Raw genomic sequence first — 11,809 nt, forward strand, 5'->3', positions numbered from 1 at the left:
GGTTCAGCGGCACGCCGGTCCACTCGGCGATCACGGCGGCGACCTGTGATTTATCCACGTGCGCGGAGACCAAAATAGCGTCTTCCTGCAAGGCAGCCAGCGCCTGTTCGCGCTCGGCCAAACGCTGTGCGGCGTCCGCCAGCGACAGAGTTTCCTCGCCCAGCGTCACTTCATCCGCCAGCTCGTCGGCCAGCAGCGCCGCGCGCAGTTCAATCACCTGACTCACCAACGCCTGCTGGGCCTGCCAGTCGGTATTCGCCGCAGTCAGCGACGCTTCATCGGCCTGCTGAGCCTCGCGCAACGACGCCAGTCGATCCGCGTTGTCGCCCAGACCGATACGGGTCTGCCGCTCAAGCTGAAGAATTTCCTGCTCGCGCTGGTGCAGCTGATTCTGCAAATGGCTGATAGCGCGCGGCGGCGTGGTCAGGTTGATGGCGACGCGCGCGCAGGCGGTATCCAGCACGTCGATGGCTTTATCCGGCAGCTGACGGCCCGAGATATAGCGCGACGACAGCTGAGCGGCGGCATGCAGCGCCGCTTCGTCGATCAGAACGCCGTGCGCTTTCTCATAAATACTGCGCAGACCGCGCAGGATCACGGTGGCTTCTTCCGCGTTCGGCTCGCCCACTTTGACCATCTGGAAACGGCGCGACAGCGCGGCGTCTTTTTCGACGTATTTTTTGTATTCGCTCCAGGTGGTTGCGGCGATGGTGCGTAGTTCGCCGCGCGCCAGCGCCGGTTTGATCAGGTTGGACACGTCCAGCCCGCCCGCCTGATTGCCCGCGCCGATCAGCGTGTGAGCTTCATCAATGAACAGAATGATCGGCTGAGGCGAGGTTTTCACCTCCTGCATCACGCCTTTGAATCGTTTTTCGAACTCGCCTTTCACGGCGGCGCCCGCCTGCATCGCGCCTAAATCCAGCGACAGCAGCTCAACGTTGCGCATTTTCTCAGGCACCTGATCCGCTACGATGCGCAGCGCCAGACCTTCGATCAGCGCGCTTTTACCGACGCCCGCTTCCCCCACCACGATGGGGTTGTTCTTGCGACGGCGCGACAGGATATCGATCATCAGATCGATCTCTTTATCGCGGCACAGCACCGGGTCCAGCTTGCCCGAGCGAGCCTGTTCGGTGACGTTGTCGGTAAAGCGAGCCAGCAGCGACGCATCGCCCTGAGGCGCAGATGCCGCGCCGCCCGCGTTGCCAGCGGTCGTCGACGACACTTCCGTTTCCGCGGAGTCTTTCACCCACTCGTCGAACTGCTGACGCAGCAGCTCCCGGTTGACCTTCGCCAGCGATCGCGTGACCGCACCGGCGAGATAGCGATTGGGGGTCATCAGCAGGACCAGCAGCAGCACGCCGCTGCGCAGCGTCGCGTGCTGCATCTCGGCGGACGCCAGCAGCCAGCTGTCCTGCAGCCACTCAATCAGCAGCGGCGAGAACGAGGGATAGCCCTGATCGTACTCTTTATCGACGCCGGACGGCTGGAGCAGCTGCGTCAGCTCATCCACATCCACCTCGGCGCGCTTGAGGATCTGGCGCACGTCGCTGAGCGGCGTGTCCAACATTTTCAGCAGCAGGTGCTCGACCCGGATTTCCGCGCCCTGGCAATTCACACACAGGGCCGCAGCCTCTTCCAGCATGTGTCGACAAATCGGATTGAGCCGTTCAACCAACACCGGCAGTTCTATTCGAATCAACGTGTGATCTCCTATCTTATTGTAATAATTCCCCCAGCTGACGAAGCACGTCCTGGGTCTGATTGCTGAGCTGATAGTGATAAAGACCGAAGATCGCCGCTAACACCCCGCTGACGCATAGGAACAGCGTGAAGAGCGAAATCTGCCTGCGCATCCGGTAGCCGGACGCCTGCTGTCCCAGATCGAGATGGAACACAGAGGGCGTTTCTGCCGGTTCCGGATGCAGAATTTTGTGCAGCTTGCGGACAATCGCTTCGAATTCGTCGCGGCCCTGCGTCATTACGCGGTAGCGGCCCTCGAATCCCAGGCACAGACAGAGATAGATGAACTCCAGAATGTCCCGATAATGGGCCGGATCGGTCTGTAGCTTGCCAAGCAGGACAAACACCTTCTCTCCGCCCCAGGTTTCGTTGTGGAAACGGGTCAGCAGGGAATGCTCCGACCATACGCTCTGGCTGCCCCACTCGCGGCCCATGACGGCCTCATCGATATAGGTGCAGAGAATGTAACGAAACGACAAAATGACGCCGTTTTCATAGCCGTGCGTGATCAGTTCCTGCTCAATAGCCTGAATTTCCGACACCACTTTCTGATACAGCTCGGGCACCTGGTCGTACGCCGACAGATGTCGCACGCGTTCCACCATGCCCAGCAGCGGCGTCACGGCGTCAATCATGGGGTTGATGCTCTGGCCGCGTAGCCGAAACCAATAGTCTGAGTCCATATCCAGCTGTTGGGCGTGGTCGTACAATAGGTCGCCCAGCAGCTCATTGCGGATAACATCGATCGTCATCTAGCTCTTCCCCCGGTAATTAGCTACGAATAGCCCAAAGCTGCATATCCAGATCCGGGAAGTCCCCGGCAATATGAAACGCCAGCGTGTTGTCGCCCACCAGCATCTGCCAGGCGGCGCTCTGCCGATCCAGCTGGAAATAGCTGTAGCCGGCGTGGTAAGGCAGCTGACGCGGCGCAACCGGCAGCGGCAACAGCGGCACGCCCGGCAGCTGCAGGCTGATCAGTTCGCGGATCTTGTCGCTGGACGCCACTTTGGTCTGCTGCAACAGCTGTTTGCGCAGCTGCTCCTGCGGCATTCTGGCGCGTACCGCCAGGACGAAGTCGGCGCTGGCCATCAGCTCGCTGTCGCCGACCATCGCGATCATCACGCCGTACTGATGCTTACGCAGCTGTAGCGAAACGGCGCGCGGCGACAGCACGGTGCTCAGCGCCTGACGGAACGCCATCATCAGCGGCTCAAAGCTGCTCTGCTGGTCGTCGTGGCGATAGGCGGGAAATTCCGGCGGCAGGCGGGATTCGTCCGTGAACGTCATCAGTTCGCCGCAGACCTGTACCAGCGCTTCATGCAGACGCTCCGGATGCAGCGTGCCCATTCGCGCCAGATGCGACAGCAGCGGCTGCGCACGGTTGAGCAGCTGCAACATCATGAATTCGGCGACGTCGGCGACGCCCTGCTGTCCCGGCGCGGCGATGCGCTGCGCCAGACTGCGGGCGCGCTCGGCCACCAGCCCGGCGGACTCGCCGAGAAAGCGTTTGAGCGTCGGGATCGCGGAGATGCTGATGCTGCACGGCATGAAGTTCGGGTCCAGCACCAGGCCGCCGTCCGGACGTTTATCCAGAATCTGGGCGATAGCCAGCGAGGCGTAGGCGCTGCGGTCGTCGCGCTCCAGCATCAGGCGCAGGCTGACCTGCCCCACTTCCAGCGACACCACATCGCCGCCTTCGCTGTGCAGATCGCGCACATCGTGGCGGTGCGCATGCAACCGCGTCGCGACCTGCTGACCGCTGTGGTTAACCTCGCTCACGCCGCTGACGGACAGCGGGATCGCCAGATAGACCTTCTGGTTGACGACCGACGCATCGGTGATCTCCAGCGGCTGCGGCAACGCATCGTCGCTCGGAATGTTAAAGACGGTGCCATCCGGCATGATCCCGGTGGCGGACACCAGCGCGATACGCCCGAAGTTCAGATACTCTTCGTTGATGGTCAGCGACTGGAGGCCATAGAAAAAATCGCCCATCGCGCTCAGGCGAGCATGCAGGGTGTAATCCGTATGCCTTTGCTGCTGTTGAAAATGCTGAGGTTTGATGAATAAACCTTCACGCCAAATAATCCGATTTCGGCTCGACATAGCTATTCTTCTTCTTTTTGGAGTTCGACTTCATCCAGACGCAGATGCACGAGAATCTGATAGGCCCGTCCGGTATTTTTCACTTTGATGACCTTGCGCCATTCGGCGCTGTCGGGATCGGCATAGCGAGCAACGACGCCGATATAACGGATCTTTTCATCCAGCTTGACCGGCGGCAGATACTTGAACTGTCCCGGCAGCAGGGTGTAGTCCTGGTGGTCGATGTAATTCTTGCCCAGCGATTTTTCCAAATCGGCCGTCACCTGGTCGTAGTCCGTCGCCAGCAGCTTGGAGTCCTCCGACAGCATGACGATATGGAACTCAATCGGCGCCGCTTCCCCACTCTCGTTGGGGTTCACGTCCGGCTCGGCAAGCAGGCTGAACCCGGCGGTTGAGGGCTGGCTATCGTTGCTCCCCACCTGAATATCCGGGTTCATCGCAACGTCAGCCATCTTGCCCATTGTGGTACAGCCTGAAAGCAGCAGTAATACCCCGGAAAGCAAGAATGTCCGCAGCATCAGATTAACTCCTGTTGCTCACGGACGACGCGGTCGTAGGCCTGGGAATACACCTGCTGGAACAGCTTCTGGAATCCCTGCTGGCGTTCAGACGTCAGCTCGCGGAAGTAGTGCTGATACATAGACCAGGCCCAACCGTCATCCATCGGATTCTGCTCGCCGGAACGGCGATAATGTTCGAAGCGCTTGAGCAGAACATCCGGCGAGAACGCCTGCAAAATGCTGTCCAGCGCGGTCGCGATCGCCTGCTGGTTGGCGACGTGGTGAATACGCACGTTGCGCAGGACCTCGTCGACGGCGGCAGGCGCGGACAGGTGCACCGGACTTTTTTCTTCGGCGAACAGCAGCGCCAGCGTGTCGTGGTAGTCCAGACTCAGGCGCAGCGGGTTGTCTTCAATCGGACGCAGATGTTTGTCCGACAGCGCCGCCTGATCGGCCTGCAGCTTCAACAGCCCTTCAATCATGGCGCGCAGCGTTTTTCCCATTTCTTCCAGGAAGTTGCTGAGATGCTGATTGTTGCCGATGTTCAACGTCTGACCGAGGCCGCGCATCAGCGGGGCCAGCGCATTTTGATCGATGTTGTCGCCACCGGTCAGCGAATCAAAACGGTCCTGAATAGCGGGTAGCTCGAGAAATTCCTGGTCCATGGTGCCCTCAACGGCTGAAGAAGAAGTAGATGAAACACGAGTCGTGGTGGAGAATTCGGGTGTTCCCCGCGTCTCCTGAGTAAGGAATGCGTTTGCGCCGGTTTGCTCCTGCTGCAGCGCCAGCAGCGGGTCGCTGGCCGGAGACGGCGAAGACGTCTGTTCGGCGGTATTTTCGGTGGCCTTTTCCTGAGCGAGCCAGTCATCCAGCTCATTCTCCGAGCGGTTGCCGATGATCTGCGCCAGCTCCGGTTCCGCGCTGACTTTGCCCAGATATACCCGCAGCCGGAACGGCCCGACCGTCAGTTCGTCGCCCTGATCCAGAAAGACTTTTCTTGAGCGTCCAATGGGCGACGTCGCGCCGTTGATAAAGGTCTGGCCGCTGAGATCGCACAGGCAAAAGCGTCCGTCCTGGATTTCGATGCGCGCATGTTCAGGCAGCACCGCGCCCAGCCGATCTTTCAGTTTCCAACTATCCTGCTCCGAGGAGCCCAGCGTGCCGCCGCCTTGATGGAACTGGTATTGAACCTGGGAGTTGCCTTCCAGCTGCTCACTGTTCAGCACAACCAGAGAAAGTTGTTGATTGAGTTCGTTCACGATTACTCCTGCACGCAAATAGTCACATCAGGCTCACTCGGCGGCTCGCCGAGAAAGCTGCTCCATCCCAAACGAGCGCTCTGCTCATGCCCCAGGCGAAGCCCTTTCGCTTCTCCCAAACCAAACCCCAGCCGCAAGTCCCACGCGCACTGGTCGCGCAGGATGAAAGAAACGAAGCGCACCAGAGGCTGAAAATGCTCGCCGTTAGGCAGAAACTGCAAAAACTGCGCGAAGCTCAGATTGTTGATTTTCAGCAAAAATTTGCCCGCGCAGTCGTTAACCTTGTCGCCAATGACGAAGTCATTGCCCATCATGGAGTTGGCCATTCCCAACCGATTTTGCTGATCCGCGTGAATCGGCACTTTGCGGGCCTGCCAGGCGATGACATCGACCATCTCCAGGTCGAAACAGTGCGCGACCAGTCCAGCCACCACTTCCGGCGAGCGACTCGGGCTCGCCAGCATGCCCGCGTACGACAGCATTTTGGCCCGGTTGACCGGCAGGCTTTCGCGCACGGCGTCGTTGCCCAGCCCCACCAGCGCGAACATCAGCCGCGAAAAGCCGTCTTCCCCTTCATCCTGAAAACGGACGTGGTAGCGGTATTTCCGCCAGATACGGTGCAGCAGCGTCAGCAGACGGTGGTGGAAGAAATCCAGAAACGCGCCGAGCTTCTGTTCGCCCTGCGCATACTCCCAGGCCAGATCGTCCAGGTAGTAGCCGGGCATCGGGGACTGACTGCCATGCAGCCCCATAAACGCGACTTCCAGCACATGGCCCTGCGTTTCGTCCTGCGTAATGCCTTGTATATCGCTGCTGTGGAACCCTAAGGACGCGGTGGATTTGAACCGTATGCGTTCCTGCTCGGGGCGGTAGTCCAGCCCCCGCTCCTGATCCACGCCTTCCAGCCGGTTGACGAGTTCAACCAGCTGGAAAAAATTAAAGCGCGGCGCATCATCCCGAAACATCACATCATGGAGTGCTGACCTATCTGGACTGGCCATTTGTAGCGCTCCTTGTTATCAAGGTTGATGATTTCCAATAGATGGAAGGCGTTAACACTGGCGTAAAGCGAGAAGAAATGCGCCAGTACGGTGCCGAACAGATACAGCTCGCCCTCGCTGGCAAAGGCGGACTGATACACGGACAGCACCGACTTCAGCCCACGCACCGGCATGCCGCGGATCAGCCGATCTATCGGCGTGGTTTCAATCGACTCGATCCCGGCCAGACGCTTACGAGACGCCTGCTCCGCCTGTTTGTCGTGCAATGCCGGGAAGTCATATGTCCGCAGGATCTGCACCAGCGCATCGCGACGCAGCAGCGAGACATAGTTCAGTGACAGATTGGAGATCAGCGTCCAGTGCAGGCTGCCGTCCAACGCGGGACGCAGCGGCCGGGTCGGCCGGATAATATTTCTGAACGTCGCGAACGACGGCGAGCTGCCGGTCGGCATGCAGACCGCGCCGACAGGCAGTTGAGACGCTTTGGAACGGTTGGTACAGGTCAGCGAGACCGAGATAGATTCATCCATATCGACCGCTTCGGTTTCATCGCCGCGCACGAATGACAACGCATGTTCGAAACCGTCGCCGCTGACCGCTTCGCGCACGCGGGTGCGGTAGTACAGCGCCAGGCGGCCCTTCGCACGCTCGATCTGATGCTGGAAGCTTTCAAACGGCTGATACTGACGCGGCTCGCCGCGCGTGCGGCCCATGTGCCCTTCGATCCACCCTTCGACTTTGTCCACCGAGAAAATCTCGTAGGCGTCCGCATGTCGGTAACTGGCCTTGAGCGGATATTCCGTCTGGCGGCCGTTGAGGTTGATCGGCTCGCTGTCGTGCTGGAACAGGTTGATCGCCGGTACGCAGTTCAGCATGAAAGAGTCAGGGCGGATTTTGAGTTCCGCAGGCAGCGGGCAGGCAAAACAGAAGTGGATTTTGAAATCCGTTACCGACAGCGGCTGGTTCGGCCAGTCGGCGCCGGAAAGCTGGAAGAACAGGAAGCTTTCCGGGAAGCAGAAAAATTCCTGCAGAATACGGTAGCCGGAGTAGACGTTGCTCGGATAAGGCAGCAGTGCGTCTTCCCGTTCGAAGCCGATAGTTTTTAACGTACTGGCTTCTTGTCTGAAGAGTTTCCCATCGATTTCAAGCTCGATGTGGGAGAGCTTGCTGGAGAGCCAGAAATAGAGCTCGTAGGCGGTATAGCTGTCGCCTCCCAGATAAAAACGCAGCTTGTCCAACTGCAGTTCGTTGAGCAGCATCGGCCCATGCAGATTGAAGTCCAGGCTGATTTTGGAGAGGTCATTACCGCTTTGTACGCTGATGTCGCGGATATCCGCAGGATACACCCAGGCGTCATGACAGGTCTGGAAATGGCATACGACGTCGTCGACTGGCTGGCTATCCAGCATACAGCCGCGGCTGATTAAGGCCGGTCGCGCAATGGCTCCAGGGATCACTGAGAACTGCATGATAGTCATGCTGGGAACCGGACGCAGATAGTTCGGCCAAAGCATGCCCAGCAGCCCGTGGGTCAATTCAGGAAATTCATCCTCAATTTTTGCCCGCAAACTTCCCGTCAGAAACGCAAAACCCTCCAGCAGCCTCTCGACGTCCGGATCGGTGGTTTGTTCTGATAGAAAACGGGTAAGTTCAGGGTGGGCATCGGCAAACTGGCGTCCTTGCAGACGCAGGTAAGCTATTTCATCCCTGAAGTAGTGTTCCAGAAGCATAGTTACGTCATTCTATAATGTCGGTGACTGTCCATATGGATATTGAAGGAAGTGACCTGCTCCAACTGTTCCAACCGTACGTGAGCTGTCACCTGAAACGCCATTTCGAGCGGGCTAGATTGATAGTCGTTGGAACTGACTTCGACATGAACAATGCGCGGTTCGTACTGACAAATGCATTGCCGTATCGCCTCACGTATCCGACCACGTATATCTGCTCCGCCCTGCGTCGCGTCATTAAAATCAATGACGCCGAGATCAGGCGCACTGCGACAACTTCCCGGACGCGTATTGAGCACCTGGTCGAGTTTGCGTTTCACCGACTCAACCAGGCACTCCAGCTCGTCCTGAGGCGAAGAACTGCGACGTTCTTCGCCCCGGATACGATCGAACAGGCTGGCGGCACTCCCTCTATCCCACGAAGAGAGAGAAGCCATCAGGGATTATTCCTTGTCCAAACGTCCCACCAACGACAGTTCAAAATTCGCCCCCATATACTTGAAATGAGGACGTACGGACATCGCGACCTGATACCAACCCGGTTCACCTTCAACATCCAGAACCTTGATCTGAGCGGCACGCAGTGGGCGACGGCTACGAACATCTGCCGGCGGGTTTTCCTGATCGGCAACGTACTGTTTGATCCAGCCGTTCAGTTCACGTTCCAGATCCTGACGTTCTTTCCAGGAACCAATCTGTTCGCGCTGCAGCACTTTGATGTAGTGAGCAAGACGGTTGATAATGAACATGTATGGGAGCTGTGTGCCCAATTTGTAATTTGTTTCCGCGTCTTTCCCTTCTTTGGTGTTCGGGAACACCTTCGGTTTTTGCACCGAATTGGCAGAGAAAAATGCAGCATTATCACTGTCTTTACGCATGGTCAGAGTGATGAAGCCTTCCTCTGCCATTTCGTATTCGCGACGATCGGTGATCAGAACTTCCGTCGGGATCTTGGCCTGCAGCTGACCCATCGCTTCATAAACGTGTACCGGCAGGTCGGTGATCGCGCCACCGCTCTGCGGACCGATGATGTTCGGGCACCAGCGATATTTCGCGAAGCTGTCCGTCAACGCCGTTCCCATCAGATAGGCCGTGTTGCCCCACAGGTAGTGATCGTGGTCAACGCTGATATCTTCTTTGTAGTTAAACCCTTTGATCGGGTTTTCTACCGGGTCGTACGGCAGACGCGCCAGGAAACGCGGTGCGGTCAGGCCCAGATAACGGGAATCTTCAGATTCGCGCAGAGAGCGCCACTTGGTGTAGGCCGGACCTTCGAAGACGGATTTAAGGTCTTTGATCGTCGGCAGTTCAGTGAAGCTATCCACGCCGAAGAACGTCGGATCAACCGATGAAATAAACGGAGAATGGGCCATCGCGCCCACTGCGCTCGTGTATTGCAACAGTTTGATATCCGGAGAACTTTGCGTGAAGGCATAGTCACCGATGACCGCGCCGATCGGCTGTCCGCCGAACTGGCCGTAACCGCTTGAGTAGACGTGCTTGTAGAAACCGGACTGAGTGATTTCAGGCGCGAACTCAAAGTCGTCCAGCAGCTCCTGCTTGGTGGCATGGAGCAATAGAATCTTGATGTTTTCACGGAAATCGGTGCGATCAACCATCAATTTCAGCGAACGCCAGGAGGATTCCAGTTCCTGAACTTCCTCAGCGTGCAAAATAACATCGACCTGCTTGCTGAGCTTTTTATCCAGCTCAACGATCATGCTATCCACCAGCGCCTTGTTGACCGGCTCGCTGGTATCGCCACTGTCCAGAATATTTGAAATCAGTGCGGCGATACCCTGCTTGGCGACGCTATAGCCTTCATCGACAGGCGTGAGTCGGGCTTGGGCCATGATCTCATCAAGCAAGGAAGGAGCGGCACTTTCTGCGCCCGCCTGTACTTTCTCTTCTACTACTGACATGTTTGTTTCCCTTCTCGTCAATCCAACGTATTACTCAGCAGGTTTCACCAGATCCAGCTCTTTCAGCAGCTGTTCCCGCGCATCTTCGCTGGCCAGCAGATCCTGCAGACGATTACGGAATGCAGGGATGTTGCCAAGCGGTCCCTTCAGCGCAACCAGTGCTTCACGAAGATCTAAAAGCTTCTGCAATTCAGGCACTTGTTGAGCAATACGATCGGGGGAGAAATCGGCTAGAGATTCGATGTTCAGCTTTACAGGCAGGTCATCCTGGCTCTCTTCTTCCAGGCGATTAGGCACGCTGAAATTGAGTTCCAGTTTGGATTCTTTCATGACGGAAGAAAAATTGTTCTTGTCGATCGATACGGTAGAACGCTCCTCGATCGGCGTTTCTTCAGTACGACCTTTCATATTACCAACGACCATCAGGGTCAGCGGCAGTTCAATTTCGCTCTGCTGTCCCCCAGTTGCGGGTACATATTTGATATTGATGCGTTCCTTTGGTGCAACTGATGCACCGTCAATTCCTTTTCCCATATTCGCATACCAGGTTTAGGCCCTGACTGGCCAGAAAAAACATGGTCGATTCCTTCCAGGGTACGTCCGAGGTTAATTAGAACAACACTGTTCGGATAAGAAAAATAAACTATTTTCCGTTTATCGACCGGTGATATTACCTAAGTAACTGGATATAACCAATATTACTTCCGCTTGGTATATCCATTACCAAATAGTAAAAAAGCAGTTAGCTTCGAGTTAATTGAACGGTATAGAACTAAATACTGACGAGGCGATGATACACACACCTGTTACAGGCGGTCAATAATAATATTATTCTGTATTGCTAAAATAAAAACATCTATAAAATCATGGATATAAAAAGAATTTCAGAATCAAATAAGTGAATAAATCAATAAAAAACCAAGTTTTTCAAACATAAGAAAAAGCCACAATAATGCGGCCTAAACTTTAATTAAGTTTGTTATAATGACTATGGTTATTATTTATATACAACTAATACCACTAAGTTACATAACACAAAAATGAACATATTGAGCCATAAACAGTAGCATTAACCGCCTCTTAGCGAGGTTTGGAGCACCATCATGCACTTTATCGGGAGGATCTCGAACAGCTACAAAAGAACATCAGAATGAGATGAAAAAAATGAAAATGACAAATTCACCCAATACGATCACCCACCTGTATGATTGTTATCTAATAATACCAGTTGAGTTCCCAAGCTTAATTATTCTATTAAACACGGCATCCCTCGCAACACCATTAACATCTCTATCACTCACTTCAAGAGAATAACAAAGCGTCAATAAATCATCGAAAACCGATAATGTCCTGACAATATTACTTAGTACGGCCCTAATCCCCGTCCTATAAAGCTCAGTTATTTTAATACCATTAGGGAACAACAGATTAGATAAGACCATACGATATGTTCGCAATTTTGGATAAATAAAGTTTTTGGGACTGATAACTTGTCTGTATAAAAACAAAAAACAGAACGGTGTAAAATCAAACGATGAGATAATGTCG

General features: G+C 55.6%; 11 protein-coding genes. All 11 read right to left on the reverse strand.

Features of this window, described 5'->3' with window-relative positions:
* Positions 1–1,702: AAA family ATPase (locus Q7O77_RS08405; RefSeq protein WP_304165714.1), on the reverse strand; the 1,702-nt coding region annotated here is incomplete at its 3' end.
* 16 nt (positions 1,703–1,718) lie between these two features.
* Positions 1,719–2,495: a type IVB secretion system protein IcmH/DotU gene (gene icmH, locus Q7O77_RS08410; RefSeq protein ID WP_304165717.1), complete on the reverse strand. Its 777-nt coding sequence runs from the start codon at positions 2,493–2,495 to the stop codon at positions 1,719–1,721.
* A gap of 19 nt (positions 2,496–2,514) precedes the next feature.
* Entirely contained in the window at positions 2,515–3,849 is a 1,335-nt protein-coding gene (tssK, locus tag Q7O77_RS08415) for a type VI secretion system baseplate subunit TssK (protein ID WP_304165719.1), read from the reverse strand.
* A gap of 2 nt (positions 3,850–3,851) precedes the next feature.
* Positions 3,852–4,367, reverse strand: coding sequence for a type VI secretion system lipoprotein TssJ (gene tssJ / locus Q7O77_RS08420; RefSeq protein ID WP_304165722.1), 516 nt, complete (start codon positions 4,365–4,367; stop codon positions 3,852–3,854).
* On the reverse strand, positions 4,367–5,608 hold the full coding sequence (gene tagH, locus Q7O77_RS08425; RefSeq protein ID WP_304165723.1) for a type VI secretion system-associated FHA domain protein TagH: 1,242 nt from the start codon (positions 5,606–5,608) through the stop codon (positions 4,367–4,369). The genes tssJ and tagH overlap by 1 nt, the downstream gene beginning before the upstream one ends.
* Before the next feature lie 2 nt (positions 5,609–5,610).
* On the reverse strand, positions 5,611–6,609 hold the full coding sequence (tssG, locus tag Q7O77_RS08430; protein WP_304165725.1) for a type VI secretion system baseplate subunit TssG: 999 nt from the start codon (positions 6,607–6,609) through the stop codon (positions 5,611–5,613).
* Positions 6,573–8,339 carry a type VI secretion system baseplate subunit TssF gene (gene tssF, locus Q7O77_RS08435; protein ID WP_085689318.1) on the reverse strand — a complete coding sequence of 589 codons (1,767 nt, stop codon included), beginning with the start codon at positions 8,337–8,339 and terminating at the stop codon, positions 6,573–6,575. The genes tssG and tssF overlap by 37 nt, the downstream gene beginning before the upstream one ends.
* 2 nt (positions 8,340–8,341) lie before the next feature.
* Positions 8,342–8,776, reverse strand: coding sequence for a type VI secretion system baseplate subunit TssE (gene tssE / locus Q7O77_RS08440; protein ID WP_085652790.1), 435 nt, complete (start codon positions 8,774–8,776; stop codon positions 8,342–8,344).
* Between the two features lie 6 nt (positions 8,777–8,782).
* Positions 8,783–10,261, reverse strand: coding sequence for a type VI secretion system contractile sheath large subunit (gene tssC / locus Q7O77_RS08445; protein WP_304165730.1), 1,479 nt, complete (start codon positions 10,259–10,261; stop codon positions 8,783–8,785).
* A 30-nt stretch (positions 10,262–10,291) separates the two neighbouring features.
* A complete protein-coding gene (tssB, locus tag Q7O77_RS08450) occupies positions 10,292–10,795 on the reverse strand; it encodes a type VI secretion system contractile sheath small subunit (protein ID WP_085652788.1) in 504 nt (167 codons plus the stop codon).
* Between the two features lie 677 nt (positions 10,796–11,472).
* On the reverse strand, positions 11,473–11,809 hold a 337-nt coding region (locus tag Q7O77_RS08455), incomplete at its 5' end, for a hypothetical protein (RefSeq protein ID WP_304165733.1).

The organism is Lonsdalea britannica, from assembly GCF_946477055.1.
GTDB classification, from domain to species: domain Bacteria; phylum Pseudomonadota; class Gammaproteobacteria; order Enterobacterales; family Enterobacteriaceae; genus Lonsdalea; species Lonsdalea britannica_A.

Excerpts from the sequence above, each read along its gene's own strand:
- tssG (WP_304165725.1), bottom strand. The coding sequence starts at position 6,609 with ATGGCCAGTCCAGATAGGTCAGCACTCCATGATGTGATGTTTCGGGAT.
- tssK (WP_304165719.1), bottom strand. The coding sequence starts at position 3,849 with ATGTCGAGCCGAAATCGGATTATTTGGCGTGAAGGTTTATTCATCAAA.
- tssF (WP_085689318.1), bottom strand. The coding sequence starts at position 8,339 with ATGCTTCTGGAACACTACTTCAGGGATGAAATAGCTTACCTGCGTCTG.
- tssE (WP_085652790.1), bottom strand. The coding sequence starts at position 8,776 with ATGGCTTCTCTCTCTTCGTGGGATAGAGGGAGTGCCGCCAGCCTGTTC.
- tssB (WP_085652788.1), bottom strand. The coding sequence starts at position 10,795 with ATGGGAAAAGGAATTGACGGTGCATCAGTTGCACCAAAGGAACGCATC.
- icmH (WP_304165717.1), bottom strand. The coding sequence starts at position 2,495 with ATGACGATCGATGTTATCCGCAATGAGCTGCTGGGCGACCTATTGTAC.
- tssC (WP_304165730.1), bottom strand. The coding sequence starts at position 10,261 with ATGTCAGTAGTAGAAGAGAAAGTACAGGCGGGCGCAGAAAGTGCCGCT.
- tssJ (WP_304165722.1), bottom strand. The coding sequence starts at position 4,367 with ATGCTGCGGACATTCTTGCTTTCCGGGGTATTACTGCTGCTTTCAGGC.